At 34.0% G+C, this 16035-nt stretch carries 16 protein-coding genes and 2 pseudogenes; 6 read left to right on the plus strand and 12 right to left on the minus strand.

Annotation, left to right across the window (positions count from 1 at the left end; genetic code table 11):
- Positions 1-50: 50 nt before the first annotated feature.
- Positions 51-500 (plus strand): GNAT family N-acetyltransferase, encoded by a 450-nt coding sequence (locus AB1284_RS11810; RefSeq protein ID WP_429749188.1) that lies wholly within the window; start codon positions 51-53, stop codon positions 498-500.
- Positions 501-586: 86 nt separating this feature from the next.
- On the opposite strand, the gene AB1284_RS11815 is transcribed toward AB1284_RS11810, so the two are convergent.
- Positions 587-1108, minus strand: coding sequence for a CGNR zinc finger domain-containing protein (locus AB1284_RS11815; protein WP_429754285.1), 522 nt, complete (start codon positions 1106-1108; stop codon positions 587-589).
- A gap of 139 nt (positions 1109-1247) precedes the next feature.
- Between AB1284_RS11815 and AB1284_RS11820 the strand changes: the two genes are divergently transcribed.
- The gene (locus AB1284_RS11820) at positions 1248-2435 is read left to right on the plus strand and encodes an MDR family MFS transporter (RefSeq protein WP_429749187.1); all 1188 of its coding nucleotides are present in this window, start codon (positions 1248-1250) and stop codon (positions 2433-2435) included.
- Between the two features lie 232 nt (positions 2436-2667).
- Here the strand turns inward: AB1284_RS11820 and AB1284_RS11825 are convergent.
- From AB1284_RS11825 to AB1284_RS11860, 8 genes and pseudogenes are all read right to left on the minus strand, one after another.
- Positions 2668-3215, minus strand: a pseudogene (locus AB1284_RS11825) (DUF2179 domain-containing protein).
- Positions 3216-3391: 176 nt separating this feature from the next.
- Positions 3392-4111, minus strand: a complete 720-nt coding sequence (locus tag AB1284_RS11830) for an MOSC domain-containing protein (protein WP_429749185.1) — start codon at positions 4109-4111, stop codon at positions 3392-3394.
- A gap of 479 nt (positions 4112-4590) precedes the next feature.
- The gene (locus tag AB1284_RS11835) at positions 4591-5151 is read right to left on the minus strand and encodes a DUF1541 domain-containing protein (RefSeq protein ID WP_429754284.1); all 561 of its coding nucleotides are present in this window, start codon (positions 5149-5151) and stop codon (positions 4591-4593) included.
- 726 nt (positions 5152-5877) lie between these two features.
- Positions 5878-6450 (minus strand): histidine phosphatase family protein, encoded by a 573-nt coding sequence (locus tag AB1284_RS11840; protein WP_429749183.1) that lies wholly within the window; start codon positions 6448-6450, stop codon positions 5878-5880.
- A 172-nt stretch (positions 6451-6622) separates the two neighbouring features.
- A complete protein-coding gene (locus AB1284_RS11845) occupies positions 6623-7339 on the minus strand; it encodes a class I SAM-dependent methyltransferase (RefSeq protein WP_429749182.1) in 717 nt (238 codons plus the stop codon).
- Between the two features lie 130 nt (positions 7340-7469).
- Entirely contained in the window at positions 7470-8789 is a 1320-nt protein-coding gene (locus AB1284_RS11850) for a hemolysin family protein (protein WP_429749181.1), read from the minus strand.
- Positions 8790-8912: 123 nt separating this feature from the next.
- Complete coding sequence (locus AB1284_RS11855; RefSeq protein ID WP_429749180.1) at positions 8913-9317, minus strand: MerR family transcriptional regulator; 405 nt, start codon at positions 9315-9317, stop codon at positions 8913-8915.
- 176 nt (positions 9318-9493) lie between these two features.
- The gene (locus AB1284_RS11860) at positions 9494-10045 is read right to left on the minus strand and encodes a cysteine hydrolase family protein (RefSeq protein WP_429749179.1); all 552 of its coding nucleotides are present in this window, start codon (positions 10043-10045) and stop codon (positions 9494-9496) included.
- A gap of 107 nt (positions 10046-10152) precedes the next feature.
- On the opposite strand from AB1284_RS11860, the pseudogene AB1284_RS11865 reads away from it, so the two are divergent.
- Positions 10153-10584, plus strand: a pseudogene (locus tag AB1284_RS11865) (Lrp/AsnC family transcriptional regulator).
- A 150-nt stretch (positions 10585-10734) separates the two neighbouring features.
- On the plus strand, positions 10735-11667 hold the full coding sequence (locus tag AB1284_RS11870; RefSeq protein WP_429749178.1) for a DMT family transporter: 933 nt from the start codon (positions 10735-10737) through the stop codon (positions 11665-11667).
- A 57-nt stretch (positions 11668-11724) separates the two neighbouring features.
- Here the strand turns inward: AB1284_RS11870 and AB1284_RS11875 are convergent, their stop codons facing one another.
- Positions 11725-12183, minus strand: coding sequence for an Lrp/AsnC family transcriptional regulator (locus AB1284_RS11875; protein ID WP_429749177.1), 459 nt, complete (start codon positions 12181-12183; stop codon positions 11725-11727).
- A 139-nt stretch (positions 12184-12322) separates the two neighbouring features.
- Here AB1284_RS11875 and AB1284_RS11880 point away from each other — a divergent pair, with 139 nt between their 5' ends.
- Positions 12323-12499 (plus strand): DUF1272 domain-containing protein, encoded by a 177-nt coding sequence (locus AB1284_RS11880; protein ID WP_429749175.1) that lies wholly within the window; start codon positions 12323-12325, stop codon positions 12497-12499.
- 147 nt (positions 12500-12646) lie between these two features.
- On the opposite strand, the gene AB1284_RS11885 is transcribed toward AB1284_RS11880, so the two are convergent.
- On the minus strand, positions 12647-13471 hold the full coding sequence (locus AB1284_RS11885) for an MBL fold metallo-hydrolase (RefSeq protein WP_429749173.1): 825 nt from the start codon (positions 13469-13471) through the stop codon (positions 12647-12649).
- 473 nt (positions 13472-13944) lie between these two features.
- Here AB1284_RS11885 and brnQ point away from each other — a divergent pair, with 473 nt between their 5' ends.
- A complete protein-coding gene (brnQ, locus tag AB1284_RS11890; protein ID WP_429749171.1) occupies positions 13945-15312 on the plus strand; it encodes a branched-chain amino acid transport system II carrier protein in 1368 nt (455 codons plus the stop codon).
- A gap of 29 nt (positions 15313-15341) precedes the next feature.
- Here the strand turns inward: brnQ and AB1284_RS11895 are convergent, their stop codons facing one another.
- Complete coding sequence (locus tag AB1284_RS11895) at positions 15342-16007, minus strand: hypothetical protein (RefSeq protein ID WP_429749169.1); 666 nt, start codon at positions 16005-16007, stop codon at positions 15342-15344.
- Positions 16008-16035: the final 28 nt, after the last annotated feature.

Genomic DNA, 16035 nt, shown 5'->3' on the forward strand with positions numbered 1-16035 from the left:
GGTAAAGTGAGAATCCTATATTCTCACTTTTTCATAAAGGAGGCCTCTACTTGATTCGAAAATTATCTCCTTCTTCTATTGAAGAAGCTGCTGGAATTTTAGAAGTTCAAATTCCCGCATATAAAATTGAAGCACAGCATATTCAAAACAATACAATTCCTCGATTGTATGACACAATTTTTGATATCCAAAATTGTAATGAAATCTTTTATGGATACTTCATTGATGATACTTTAGCTGGGTTTATTTCATTTCTATATGAGGATGATGTTGTTGATATTCATCGCCTCGTTGTTTCCCCTACATATTTTCATAGAGGAATTGCAACGGCACTATTGCAACATCTATTTCAACTACATGAAGAAACAACACCTTATATTGTACAAACTGGTAAGAATAATACGCCTGCCGTTGCTTTATATAAGAAACATAATTTTATAGAAACAAAAGAAATTACATTACCAGATGGTCTGGTTCTTGTACAATTAAAAAAATCATAAAATAATTTGTTTTAAATAAACATTTTATTGCTAAAAAGCAAGAGAATAGCCGAAACTTTGCAGAACTGCAAGCCTCGGCTATTTTACTATTTGATATAACTTGAACTTGCTTTTCTCTTCGCGCGATGCCTCTTCACTTTTGCAATTGTTCCGCAAGCTCTTCCCCCTTCTCCTTCAGCATACATACCGCACCAGCGTTTACTACCGTTACGAGATTGATCATAAAACACCCACTGACAATCCGGACAAGCTTTCAATCTTCCCCACTGTTTATTTACAATCGCAGAAACAATAATCCGTAACAAAAATGTATATAAATTTTCCTCACCAATTGCTTGATATGTAATCTCATTTTCTCCATCCTCAAGGCTTACTTGTAATGGATACTTCTCGAACAACGGCTTTAATGATTTCTGCTGTTCAACCGCCTCTCGAATGGTAGCGCGGAAACTTTTTATTTCCTCAACCGAACCAAATGATAACTCTTCATTCCATTGTTCATTCATAAACAAATATACATTTTCTTCTGTTTCAAAAAAATCAACCGGTTTTCTCGTTTCATTTGGGATTCTCCATGTATTTAAAAACGCTCTTATACTTTCTAACATCTCTGGTGCAGTTTGGTTGTTACTCAAAATCACCACCGACTTTCCATCGTTTACTTTTTTTCTTATTTTCAGTATAATCATAACATAAAATTGTTAACCACTAAAAATAATAGGAGGTTAACAAAAAGGAGTGGATATTTTGAAATCTTTTTCATTACCTATTCGGTTTGTATTATTTTCTACTTTTTTTATGACGCTTGGTCATTTTGCGGTAATGGCTTTTCTAGCTCTCTATTTATCTAATTCTTTACATTTTTCTGCTATGCAAGTTGGCACAATTTTAACAGCGCTTACAATTACCTCTCGAATCTTTCCGTTATTTACAGGAATACTTGCAGATCGGGTTGGTTATATCATCATGATGATAACTGGAACCATTTTACGAGGTATTGGCTTTCTTTCTCTAGGAATATTTTCTGGATTTTACACTATTATGCTTGCAACAATATTCATCGGATTTGGAACTGCTTTTTATGAACCATCTGCACGTGCTATTTTTGGTTCTCAACCTGCTCATATAAGAAAGGATACGTTTACATACTTAAATCTCTTTCTAAATGGCGGAGCAATCATCGGGCCGATTGCAGGTAGTGTATTGCTTCATTGTAATCCGCTGTATCCATTTTTATTTACAGGATCACTCATGTTCGTTCTAGCATTCCTATTTTTTCCTCTTAGATCTCACTTTCATGTCACTGTGCATGAAACACAACTATTAACAGGAATAAAAGTTGCTGCGCAAAACAAGCACTTTTTATCTTTTTCACTCATTATGGTGTTTTTTTATACGATGTTTACACAACTTACGGTTGCATTACCACTTCATATGAATAACATAAGCCACGATCAAAATTTAGTAGGACTCGTTATTACGATAAACGCTATTTCAGGCTTTTTATTTATGATTGTTTTTAAACATCTTTTCAAAACATATCATCCAATTTCTCTTGTAAAGCATGGTGTATTACTAATGGGAATCTCCTTCCTTCTCATTCCCATCTCTTTTCATCCATATTGGCTATTGGTGTGTGTTATTTTATTTACTATCGGAGAAACACTTGTACTACCTAATGCGGATATTGCTGTAGCAAACTTTAGTAACGAACAATACACAGCAACCTATTTTGGTTTCTTTCAATTATCACTTGCCCTAGGATTTACTATTGGAAACTATACAGGGACTTTCTTTACGAAGTATTGGCAAGACATGAGTTTTCCTTGGATTATTTTTGGTCTTTTAGGCGTGGTTGGATTTTCAATTCTTCATTTTTCGAAACGAAATATTAAAATAAACGAAAATTCATTGAATATAAAACAGAGTATGTAAATATCTTATAAAGACCCAAATTCAAAAAAGCTTAAAATATAAAAGGCCCTAGCATATTATATATGACTAATACGTTAGGGCCCTTTATTGATGTTTGAAACTGAATTTGTTGATAGTCCCTCTCCTATTAAACTAGCAAGTCAGACCCTAAGGTGTTCAACAGAAGAGAATGTTCCTTCTAACATAAAATTAATAAGAGAAAAGGCCAAGCCACTCAGCTTCGCCTTTTCTCTCATGATGCCTGATCATCTTTATTCTTCATTAACGCACGTTTTTTCATCGCTTTTGTTAAATATCGCCCTTGAAAGAGCGAATTTCATAAGAAGCCATAAATGCTTTCGGTGCGATTTCATTAATAATCTCTAACAACTCTTTTTCACGCGAACGTTTTGCTACAATATCTAAACGATAGCGCTCAGAATTAATTCCTTCTCCGATGAAGACTGTCACACCAAATCCTGCATGTCTTAGTGCGATCACAAGTTCTTCGCAACGCTCTAGTAAACTAACATTATACGTAATATATCCAATAGCTAATTTGTTTTCAATATAACCGCCAAGTAACAAGCCAGCACTAAAACCAAGGACATAAGCTACAATATTCATCATGTTTGATAAATCTTGAAATACAATTCCTAAACTAACAATATAGATGACTCCTTCTAGCAACCCAACACCAGCAGCGGACTTTGTTTGATTCTTTACAAGCAGAATAGTACGGATTGTTAAAATTGGCACGTAAATAATTTGCAGTAAGAAAATAAGTAACGCTTGTAACATATGTATCCACCTCTTCCTAAAAGTCTGTTGTCATAATAACATACACAGTTGTAAGAAAGCTATGAATTTTCTTTATTTTCTTTCTATTACAATTCAAAAATTTCAAAAATCACAATTCGTGCTACGGATTAGCGATCTATATCATTCCTAGCATACAGAATCAGTGTTATTGAAGATTATTCTAATATGATAGAATCTCCAACATTTATTTTTCCTGGTTTTATAACTGATGCATAGACTCCAAAATGATTATTTCTTTTTTGTACAACAGTTTTTAAGAGAGTCTTTTCCAATGTTAATGTGTTGGGATCAATGGTAATAATCATGCAGCGTTCACAGTGTCTTACTATTTCTAATTCCGCTTCCCCTATACGTATACATTTTCCAAACCATGTATCTTCTACGAAAGGAATATTTTCATATAATGAGAATATCAAGTTTGGACGAAATCTCCTATGATTCACATCTTGTCCCCACATTGTACCCATTTCTTGTAATGACGTATCAGTCACAATTAATACATGTTCTTCTTCAATTGCACCTAGGGGTACTTGTTGAGGTGAGTATTGTATACCTTTAATTTTACGATTTGATTTTTGTTCTAATTCTCTAAGTAATTCTTGATTTCCCCACTTGTATATTTTTCCTTCAGGAGAAACGATTTTGATTGGTGGATATGTATCCAAAGATTCTTCTCCTATAAAACTCGCTGTATAACCAATCATTTCAGGAAGTTGTGTTGCGGTTAAATACTTTCCTGGTCTTGTTTCATCTAAAAAGGCATGGCTTCTATCTCCATATAAGCCATAGGACGCAATGTAAGTTTGTTGAACATTTTCTCCGCGAAATGACTTTATTGGATGTCTTATAATTTCTTTTAGTTCTCCAATTATCATATCTTTACTCCTTTCTTACTTAATCTTATCTCTTAATTATATAATCAATTGGAATTAGTTACCTTATGAATATAGTATTCATGCTTGGTCAACATAACGTAACATTATTGGTAGTATCCAAAAAAATCTCACTTCTTATCTTTTTTCAGATAAAAAGTGAGATTTCTTGTTTTAGGGGCAACTTGATTTCTTAGCTTGACGGGCATGGGGTATCGTCGGGAAAATGCGGATTTTAAACCCTAAGGATATGCAGGATTTCATGCAGGATACGAGAACGATTTGAACTGCCAAATGCCGTTGTGACAGGGATGTATGAAATCCTACATACAGTGGAGGGAACGGAAGGCTGGCAAACTCTTGGTATGAATGGACTTCTGGGATTTAGTTACTTTGGTAAATCGACGTCTCTGCATTGATAACCCTTTAAGGAAATCAAAAACCGATTTCAAGTTAGAAATCGGCTTCAAAATATAAATTATTTATTTTGTTGAAAGTTCATTTTCTGTTACCCATTTATGATTGGTTATCTTTTCTCCACCAGTAGTTGGAGTATAATCAATCATATAAACAGTAGTCTTTTCCGCTGAATCAATTGTTCCCTTTGCACCCATCATACCTTTCATATGGTCTGCCTCTAAAGTGACTTCAGTACCAGGTTTCAAGGTTTCATCACCTGCGTTTTTAATTTCCTCTTGAATGACCCATTTATGATTGGTTACCTTCGCTCCACCAGTGGTTGGAGTATAAGAGACCGTATAAGCTGTCGTATCGTAAGCCCCCACAACCGTTGCTTTCGTACCGTTCATGCCTTCCATATGGTCTGCCTTTACAATAACTTGACTATCTACTTTATAGGTTGAATTTTTTTCTTCTTTTAGGCCTTTTGGAATTTCGTCAGAGCTTGAATGATTCATGTCACTCATAGTCCCATGTTTCATATTTCCCATGCTGGATTGATCGTTCTCCTTAGTAGCTGTAGAACATGCTGCTAAGGAAAAAGCAGTAACAAGACTAATAAGTAATAACGTAATACGCTTCATTATCAAAAATTCTCCTCCTCTGCACTTTGTCACAAGTATAGTAAAACAAAAATGTGCAGAAATTATGGAGTCCGCTTAGTTTTCGTTCAACTACCCTTCTTCATACTATTTGAATGAAGAAGGGAAAGCTGATTGTACGAATGGGAAGTGACAAAAACAACAAGAGTTTTTGTCACTTCCCATAACGAGAATTATGTATATGTGCTGTCCATATGGGGGGCTTATTGTATTTATTGCTTAGCCTGTTTTTTCCAAAAATGCTGGCGATATCTCATATCCATCAACCTAAGATTTTTAAATGTCTCCAAAACGAAAATTTTATATCCCTACGGTTATTTATGAGCATTCAATTCATTTTTTTCGTTTTGGGGAAGAATGGATTTCTTAACTTGATGGGCATGTATCAGTACCCCAAAATGCATAAAAAACACGCATCCTCCCTGGTACAGGTGTATTTGCGTGCACCTGCCATTCACATGTATTGCAAGGATTGCTGTAGATTTGTTTGGATCTATAGTTTGTAGAACCGAAAAAGTGCTACAGCACTGCATTGAGATCGTATGTACGTAAACTGGTACTCAACTCAATTTGCTATCACACCGCACAGATGCAAGGCATTCCACATAAAAACATTGTGTTGTACTGTTACTAACACACCTGACAATGATCGTCAACATGATATTGGTGTTATATGAGGTTTCAACCTTCCTCAGTTAATATTCAAAATCATTCTGTCCACAATCTCTTTATATCAATTAATTGTTCGTCATTAAATTCCATCTTGTATACATCCGGTTTTGATGTCTGCATTAAAAATTCAAATCCATATTGACTATCAAAATATCCCATCATTAAAGTCATGACAAGTCCATGAGTACCAATTACAATTTTATGACCTTTAAAATTTTTTAATATATCTTTCAATACTGCTACAGATCGGCTCTGACAATCTGTATTTGATTCTCCTCCGAGTAATGAAAAATCTGGATTGGAAAACATCTTCTTTACAACTGGATACAATTCCTTATCTGATATTATCTTATCTTCATTTGAAAACATACATTCTCTAAGGTTTTCGTATATTAATATTTCTTTACCATAAAAATGAGCTAAATTCTCAATCGTCAACACAGCTCGGCTATATGGACTTGAAATAAACGTTTCTACTCCTTCATCTTTCAATAATTCAGTTACTCTATGCGCATCAAGCCTCCCCTTTTCAGTTAATCCACGTGTTCTTTCGTCCCCTTCTATTTTAGGTGATTCGCCATGTCTAACCATGTAAATATATGTATACATAATTCCTCCCCTGAAAATACTTACAAATAATAGATTACTATGACTTTATATAACAACTAGTATCCGCTATACCTTGCTGTGTTGTAAGACTATTACTCTATGACTATATGACCTAAGATTTAACTTGAAGAAAGCTTACAAGACAATAGGTTTTTTCCAGATTCTCACGTTATTAGATTTTCTTTTTCTTCGCTTTTATAATTAAAAAACTTGGCTGTTTCATTAATTTTTCATAAGATGATGGATAATTTCTTTTCAATTCTTCTGTAGGAGTTGGTTCTATCATTTTTTCAATTTCAAAATGAAGAAGTGTGTTATTTATAATGTCTTGCAATGGCCGGCGATAAAAATACATATCAACATATTTACCGCTTTTCTTCCATTTATCATGAAGCAATTCGCGCTTAAAATATTCCTTTTCCTCTGATAAATGTATGTCCATTGCTGGATGATGAACGGAGAACAAAAATGTTCCATTTGGCTTTAATATTCTCATAAATTCAGCAAATGTTCGTTCCCAATCTGCAATATAGTGAAGAGCTAAAGAGCTAATAATGCTATCATATGTACAATCTGCAAAAGGTAACGTATTTTCAAAATCTAATTGATAAACCTCAGCTTTTTCTCCTACTCTTCGCTTCGTAGCAGCAATCATCTCTGAACTTACATCAATCGCAGTTACATCTGCTCCCCGATTAAGAAACTGTTCTGTATACCACCCTGCCGCACAGCCAGCATCAAGTACCTTCATTCCTCTCAGATTATCAGGAAACTGATTCATCATAGCTGGACGTTCGTAATCTGTATTATACGGACTTTCATAATCGACGCTATGTTCATAATGGCCGGCAAGTATGTCATACGCGTCAATAATTTGTTGTTTATTCATATCCATCCTCCTCTAACTTCAAAAGACGTAATTTTCATTTTATCACATATCCAAATAATTAAGAATATTAAATTATCTAAATAAAAATCAATTAATCTCTCACACTTTGAGACACAAGAAGAAGCAGCAACTATACAGTTGCTGCTTCTTCTTGTAAATCTATTTTACGAATTTCAATACGCTTAATTTGATGTGCATCTTTTTCTAAAACTTTAAATTCATATCCTTCTGCTTCAACAAATTGTCCTTCTTGAATTTCGTGATTTTGTGTCATCACCCAGCCGCCAATTGTATCAACTTCTACTTCATCAATGTGTAATCCAAATAAATCTTGAATCTCACTAATTAATACTTTTCCGTCGACAATTTTATGATGCTCATCAACATGATGAATCGGAGGATGCTCATCTTCATCATATTCATCACGAATTTCTCCAACGATTTCTTCCAATATATCTTCAAGCGTTACAATTCCCGCTGTACCGCCGTATTCATCATACAAAACAGCCATTGGAATTCGCTTTTTCTGCATTTGCAGAAGTAAATCATGAATTGGAATAGTTTCCATTACTTCAATGATAGGACGCATAAACGTTCGGATAGATGGTAGATCTTCTTTATCATTTTTCATATAACGAATAAAGAAATCTTTTACATTCACCATACCGATAATATCATCTTTATCTTCTCCAAAGATTGGATAACGTGTATACTTTTCACTTCGGATAATTTTCATATGATCTTCTACTGAATCTTCAAGATAGAAACCAACGATTTCTGTACGTGGCACCATAATCTCTTTCGCAAGACGATTATCAAATTCAAAAATATTGTTTACATACTTATACTCCGCTTGGTTAATTTCACCGTTTTCGTAGCTCTCTGAAAGAATTAAACGTAATTCTTCTTCCGAGTGTGCTACTTCATGTTCAGAAGCTGGTTTTAATCCGAATAAACCAGTTACAAGACGTGCTGATGTATTTAACATCCAGATAAACGGGAACATGATTTTGTAAAATATAATAAGCGGTGCTGCAAACAACATTGTAATTGTCTCTGCTTTTTGAATTGCTACCGTTTTCGGTGCTAGCTCACCAACGACAACATGTAAAAAGGTAACTGCTGCAAATGCAAGAATGTACGATACTGAATTCGCAACCGTTTCTGAAAAATGTAGATCTTGAAATAACGGCTGTAATAAACGATGAACCGTAGGCTCTCCAAGCGATCCGAGTGCAAGAGCTGTAATGGTAATTCCTAACTGACACGCCGATAAATACTCATCTAAATTTGTTGTTACCTTTTTGGCTGCTAACGCGCCTCGTTTTCCTTCTGCAACAAGTTGATCAATACGGCTTGAACGCACCTTAACCATAGCAAACTCTGTTGCCACGAAAAATCCAGTAAATGCGATTAAAATCGCAATCATAACTAAATTAAATATTTCCAAAGAATCCCCCTTAGTTCGAAAACTAAGGTGTCCACCTCCTGTATGAATAATTGCTTTTTTTACTCTCTAAATCTAGAAAATAAAACGCTATACAGAAATTAAAAGGGTGGATAGCTCTACCTACTATAAAAGTAAGATAAGAGATTGTATTAAAGCTGTCGTTTGAGTTGATAAATGTTTCGTTAGTTTTTCGCGCTGTGAATCTGTTAACCCCTCTAATAACGGTTTTAATTCTACTAATTCCGTCTCCAAACGGTGGATACGCTCTGTTACGTTATTTACTTGTTCCGAAACGTTTTCATTAACACCGAGCAGCTTTTTCTCCTCGATCCTATCCTTAATTTCAGAAAGCGGTATATGCATTTCTTTACATCTCTCAATAAAACGTAAAGTTTCAATTGCTGTTTCGTCGTAGTAGCGATAATTAGATTGAGATCGCTCCGCTTTCAAAATACCTAGATTCGTATAATAATCAATCGTTCGTTTCGAAACATGAGCCATGTGAGCCAACTGTCCGATTCGGTACACCTTCCCAACGACCTTCCCTCCCTACATATGTTAAAAACATCATACAATACATAAACTGTACAGTCAAACGTTATGGTTAAAAGGAATGGTTTATAAAAATATTAAGATTTATCTTCACTCAAACAAAAATAAAAAAGAAGCTACTATACATACCGTATAGTGACCTCTTTTTCCAATTACATTCTACTTAATAAAAACTCTTCTGTTTCTATTACTTTCGCAAACATATTATCTAAAGCACCCATAAATGCCGCATGCACATGTTTGGCCTGAATCGTTTCATTGTGAAATATGAGCTCCTTTGTCGTACAAGCATCTTCAATTACTGTGCATCCAAACTCTAAATCACTAGCAGCTCTAACCGTTGTATCAATACACATATGCGTCATCATTCCGCATATAACCAAGTGTTCAATCCCTTCTCGCTGAAGTAACTCTAGTAAATTTGTTTTTCGAAAACTGTTTGGATAATTTTTTTGTACAACATATTCATTGTCAAAAGGCGCTACATCAGGATGAATTTTTACACCTTCTGTATTCGGAAGAAAAAAAGTAGCCCCTTCTTTTACTGAAATATGCTGCACATGAAATACAGGCAAATTCATTTTTCTAAAGAAATCTAACACTTTCTTTGCATTTTCTGCTGCTTTTAATGGTTCATGTAATTCACATCTTCCACCTGAAAAATAATCATTCTGAATATCAATTAATAAAAGACCTACCTTCATTATTAGCCCTCCAATATTTTGAAAATTAAGTTATAATGTTATTATAAAACTTTATTGAATTTGCGATAACATTCTCATGAAAGACTTTAAAGTCATATGATTTCGCCATGAAAGGGTTTGAAACCATGATTGATTCAACAGATTTACAAATACTTGATTTACTAAAGAGAAATTCACGTATACAGTGGAAGGATATTGGAAAAAGCATTCATATGACAGGTCAAGCTGTTGGAAACCGTATTAGAAAAATGGAAGATGAGGGATAGATAAAAGCATATACTATTTTAGTAGATCACCTAAAATTAGGTGTGCAGTATACAGCTTTTATTACTGTTTTCATGAAGACAAATGAGCACGCAAAATTCACTTCCTTTATCACAAATAAAGATTCCATTATAAAAGCCCATAAAATAAGTGGTGAAGGATGTTATTTACTTAAAGTACAAATGGACTCCCAAGAAAATTTACATAATTTATTAAATGAAATTTTAATCTTTGGCAACTATCGTTTAAACTTGTCAATTCACCAAGTAAAATAAACTTACTAAAGATAGAAAGGAGAATAGCGATGTATTACAACAACTTATTCGAAAATGATCAGCCAGTAATCCGTCTCTAAGACGGGCATAAAATGCTTCGTCTTAAGGATATCTATTTCTAATCCTAAAAATAGACGGAGGTCATATGATATGAGACATTCATTACTTGGTGCATTTTGTTTATCGCTTGCTGCAAGCATTTGGGGAGGTATGTATGTTGTTAGTAAGTACGTACTAGACTTTGTTCCCCCGCTTACGCTTGTTTGGTTACGTTTCGTTATTGCCTTTACAATTTTGTTTATGATTTTACAAATAACGCAGCGAAAACAGAAAACAAAGATTCCAATCGAAAAAAAAGATTGGTTATTATTTGTCTGGATTGGTTTTATCGGTTATTTCGTTTCTATTACATTTCAATTCATTGGAACAAAATTGTCTGATGCACATACAGGTTCTTTAGTAACATCAGCAACACCAGCCTTTATGATCATTTTTGCAAGAATAATAGTGAAAGAACGGATTACCATTCGCAAGTTCATTTCCGTACTCCTAGCAACTATAGGTGTTGTCATTGTCATCGGATGGGATATAGAAATCGGATCGTATTTCACCGGAACACTCATCTTAGTCGGGGCTGCTATTACGTGGGCATTATTATCTATTTACGTCAAAATCGCCTCGCAACGTTTTTCGTCCTTAATCATTACAACATATGGGATATTTTTTGCGATTTTATTTATTACACCGTGTATGATATGGGAATTACAAACATACCGCATACAGAACCTTAACGTATTGGTGATCTTAGGAGTTTTCTACCTTGGTATCATTTCAACTGCGGGTGCATTTTTTCTTTGGAACAAAGGTATGGAATTAATGGATGCAGGAATTGGCTCACTCTTTTTCTTTTTCCAACCGCTTGTTGGATCATTTCTTGGATGGTTACTACTGGATGAAGAGCTAAAAACTACATTTTTTATTGGGGCTTTTCTCATTGTAGTGAGTGTTCTTATCGTTACAATTGATAAAAGAGAGACCTCTTCACATAATAAATATACAATTCTATATACCAATGATAAATAAAGAAAACAAGGGTGGTGTAAATGCCATCCTTGTTTTTTTCATAGTTTATTTTATTCGTTACATCTCATCTGGACTATAATAATCTAACACATTATTACCTATTCCTACTTTTGAAAAAATAACATGTGTAACTGTTTCAGAAAATTTTGAAACATCATCGATAAACGCTTCTACTTCTTGAAAGCTTCGAACAGAAATTTTCGCTATATAGTTAGCAGGCCCTGCTACGCGATAACAAAAAACAGCTCTCGGATAAGCTTTCATGTATGCTCTAAACCTTTCACACTGTCCATTTTTTGTTTTCACTTCTAATACAGCATGAATATTAAAACCTAACTTATCATAATTAATTTTTGTCGTATACCCTTCAATAATCCCCTCGTCCTCTAACTTCCGTACTCTTTCAGCCACGGAAGGCGCAGACAAATTAACTTTTTTAGATAGTTCACGAATAGAAAGACGAGAATTTTGATTTAAACATTGTAAGATTTGTGCGTCAATTACATCTATTTTCATTTGTAATGTTCCTCTCATAAATTCGTTTTAAACACAAAGAAAAGTCTTAGAATGCATTATTAACAGAAAGGAAAATAGCTCCATTCTATATTATCATATAATTATAAAAAATTATTTCTCTATGTAAGGAGGAAACCCCGTGGCACTAGAAATGAAAGCAAATTGTCAAACTTGTAACACCACTCTTCGAGAAGATTCAGAAGCATACATATGTGTGTATGAATGTACTTTTTGTCCACCTTGTACAGAGAACACACATCATGTCTGTCCAAATTGCGGTGGCGAATTAGTAAGGAGACCCAAAAGAAAGAAATAAAGATTTCTCTTCCACAAAGTAAAAGCGCAAAATCTATAAGACTTTGCGCTTTTACTTTTGTTTTTTCAACACTTGATTTCTTTTATTTTTTCTAATGATGACTTCTGCTAAATTTTTAAATCCACACTCTCTCTAAAAAGGGTCTTTTTATTTATGTATTAATTTCCCTTCAAGCGCCTCAATATACCTTTTCGCTGATTTTTGAACAGCTTCATTTGCTTTTTCCTTCACAATTCGATGGAATGCATTATACAAACGATTAAACTTTAATTTTTTTACTCTTTCAGCCATCTCTTTCACCTTACTTGCTGGCAATGGAATTAGATTTGGATAACTATACATGAAGCTTACCCAGCTTTGATCAGCAACAACCTGAATAATATCCCCAGTTAATAATATTCCTCTTCCTTCATCTCCAGTTCCCCAATGTAAAACCGAACCACCACTAAAATGTCCGCCTAAACGATGCACTGTAATATCCTCGGAAAGATTTAAAGATTCTCCAGACCAGAATATAATACGATTACTTGGGCGCATCACCCATTCTTTATCATCTTCATGAATGTATATAGGAACATCAAATCGTTCCGCCCATTCTACCTGTGTAGAATAATAATGCGGATGCGATAAAGCAATCGCGTGAATTCCTCCTAACTCATTCACTTTTTCTACTGTCTCCTCATCAATATAAGCGATACAATCCCATAACAAATTAAACTTATCTGTTTGAACTAAATAAGCAGTTTGGCCAATTGCAAATTCAGGTTTCGTTGTAATACTATGTAAATGTTCTTCTTCCATTAAAATCTCATTGTTATATGTCTTACTTTGCTGTAAGTTTTCTAAAGTTGTCCATGATTGTCCCATTGGATTTACATATTGGCGTTCTTCATTACAAATTATACAGTTTACAGGCGGTTCTTTATAAAGTGGATACTGGACACCACACGTTGTACAAACATAATGCTGCATACTATTTCTTCCTTTCTCATTACAATGAATACAAATTAATCCAAAATATTACGAACAATACGTGAAATTAAACTTCCACAGTTCAATAACTTAACGTTTGAGTAACAAAATCCCTCTCCAAACTCTCATTTATATCCATGATATCACAAATTTTCCTTTTTTGTTCTATATTTTCTGAAAACAAACTCTTAATTTTATTGAATATTTAATTTATTATTTTGTTTGTTATATAAAAATAATAATTGCCATAAAATATCATATGATAAACCACTAAAAGAAAGCGCTTATCAATTGTAATTGATTAAATTTTCTATATAATGAAAATGATAGACAAAATAAATTTACGAAAAATTCATTTTTGTCTTGCATAATAATTTATTTTTGTTATTATCGTTAATGGTTCGACAAAAAGCGACCTTACATCGAATTCTTTTGTGTAAAAATTCAAAATATTTTAATTTGGAGGTTTTTTCGTGACAAAAAAAGTGCAAACTTCACATATTTTTGTGATTGGGCTTATGCTTTTTGCTCTCTTCTTTGGAGCAGGTAATTTAATTTTCCCTGCTATGTTAGGACAAACAGCCGGAAGTAACGTATGGGTTGCAACCGCAGGATTTTTAATTACAGGTGTTGGCGTACCACTACTTGGTGTATTAGCATTTGGTGTTTCAGGTAGTGATGACCTACAAGCAATGGCAAGTCGTGTACACCCATGGTTTGCGAGTGTATACACTTTTATCCTTTATTTAGCAATTGGTCCTCTTTTTGCTTTACCTAGAGCAGGAAGCGTATCCTTTGAAATAGGAGTAAAGCCATTTGTAGGAGAAAATAGTGGTCATTTACCTTTAATTATTTTCACTATTCTGTTTTTCACGATTACTTGTGTACTCTCTTTAAACCCTACAAAGATCGTTGATGTTGTCGGGAAATTTTTAACTCCAATTAAATTAACATTTATTGGAATTTTAGTTATTACCGCAGTAATAAAGCCAATTGGTGAATTTCAAGCACCAACACAAGAATTTGTAACAAATTCTTTCTTCAAAGGCTTTCAGCAAGGCTATTTAACAATGGACACTCTCGCAGCTTTCGTATTTGGTATTATCATTATTAATGCCATCAAATCGAAAGGCGTAAGTGACAAAAAAGAGATTATAAATGTTTGTATAAAAGCGGCGATTATTGCAGCTGTCGTATTAATTACTGTTTACACTTCACTTTCATATATGGGTGCTTCTAGTGTTTCTAAATTAGGTCATTTAGAAAATGGCGGCGAAGTTTTATCAAAAGTAGCAAATTACTACTTCGGTTCTTTAGGAAATTTACTATTAGGATTGATGATCTCTGTAGCTTGTTTAACAACAAGTGTTGGACTTACAACAGCATGTTCATCCTACTTCCATAAAGTATTTCCACAAATATCATATAAAACATTTGCTGTTATTTTAGCTGCTTTCAGTGCTCTTATTGCTAATCTTGGCTTAACAGAACTGATTACCATATCTGTACCTGTATTAACAGCGATATATCCTTTGGCGATTATGCTAATTTTCTTAACGTTTTTACATCGATTGTTTAAAGGAAGATCAGAAGTATATCAAGTAAGTTTACTATTCACTTTTATTGTAAGTATCTTTGATGGACTGAATGCGGCAAATTTGAAAGTTGATGCAATAAATTCCTTATTCTCTCGCATCTTACCTTTATATGATGCTGGATTAGGATGGATCGTTCCAGCACTCATCGGAGCTTTATTAGGCTATGGAATTAGTCTATTACGAGTGAAGAATAATCCTAATGTGGATACTTCTCATGATCTTGCACGTAAAAAAACATCCTAAACTTGTTAAGTTTAGGATGTTTTTTGCTTTTAATTTTTTTCTGTCCATTTTTTCAATCGGTGTATTTCTTCGCTAAAACCTATTTTTCGTCCATAACGTACCTGCTCGTAAATAGATATAATTTCATCACTTCTCTTTATACGAGATAACCATCGCTGAATCGTTTCAAACGGACGCCTCTTCTCATATTGCGGCAACGTCTTCTCCCACTCAATTAGAGCCACTCGTATTTCCTCTTCTGGAAGAAACGTAAACTCTCCCGCATTTTCATGATTTTCTCTTTCACTTTCTATAACCTTTATATCCTTTTTCATCAAAGGGTTTACAACTTTTTTCTTTTTACGACGTACAAAATAGGTGATAATAACACTTCCTAGAACAAGTCCACCGATTGTAGTATATACAGCTGTATTTTTCTGAAATAAACCTTCCAAACCATTTTTTCTTAACTTCCAATTTGTAAATACTTTTACTTTTTTTCCATTCGTTTCATCATTTTCAATCTCTTTTCCCATTTCACTTCCAGGAAAAAATGGAGGTCTTCCTTCCCAGTCGACCTCCATATCTTTCTTTGGATGAATAAACTGCTGAAACTTTTCTTGTGTAATCATCGCTCCTTGCGATAAAGCAGTTGCTATGACCAGTAAGCAAAGACAAATCATAGTACGAACAATAAAAATACGATTCTTTCCCAAACGTCATGTAACCTCCCTGTTTTCAATA

The sequence above is a fragment of the Bacillus sp. S2(2024) genome (genome assembly GCF_050474045.1).
Lineage (GTDB): Bacteria > Bacillota > Bacilli > Bacillales > Bacillaceae_G > Bacillus_A > Bacillus_A yunxiaonensis.

What these genes read in the sequence shown, in the direction of transcription:
- AB1284_RS11815 (WP_429754285.1), bottom strand. Translation starts at nt 1,108, where the DNA reads ATGTTAGAAAGTATAAGAGCGTTTTTAAATACATGGAGAATCCCAAAT.
- AB1284_RS11830 (WP_429749185.1), bottom strand. Translation starts at nt 4,111, where the DNA reads ATGATAATTGGAGAACTAAAAGAAATTATAAGACATCCAATAAAGTCA.
- AB1284_RS11835 (WP_429754284.1), bottom strand. Translation starts at nt 5,151, where the DNA reads ATGAAGCGTATTACGTTATTACTTATTAGTCTTGTTACTGCTTTTTCC.
- AB1284_RS11840 (WP_429749183.1), bottom strand. Translation starts at nt 6,450, where the DNA reads ATGTATACATATATTTACATGGTTAGACATGGCGAATCACCTAAAATA.
- AB1284_RS11845 (WP_429749182.1), bottom strand. Translation starts at nt 7,339, where the DNA reads ATGAATAAACAACAAATTATTGACGCGTATGACATACTTGCCGGCCAT.
- AB1284_RS11860 (WP_429749179.1), bottom strand. Translation starts at nt 10,045, where the DNA reads ATGAAGGTAGGTCTTTTATTAATTGATATTCAGAATGATTATTTTTCA.
- AB1284_RS11870 (WP_429749178.1), top strand. Translation starts at nt 10,735, where the DNA reads ATGAGACATTCATTACTTGGTGCATTTTGTTTATCGCTTGCTGCAAGC.
- AB1284_RS11875 (WP_429749177.1), bottom strand. Translation starts at nt 12,183, where the DNA reads ATGAAAATAGATGTAATTGACGCACAAATCTTACAATGTTTAAATCAA.
- AB1284_RS11885 (WP_429749173.1), bottom strand. Translation starts at nt 13,471, where the DNA reads ATGCAGCATTATGTTTGTACAACGTGTGGTGTCCAGTATCCACTTTAT.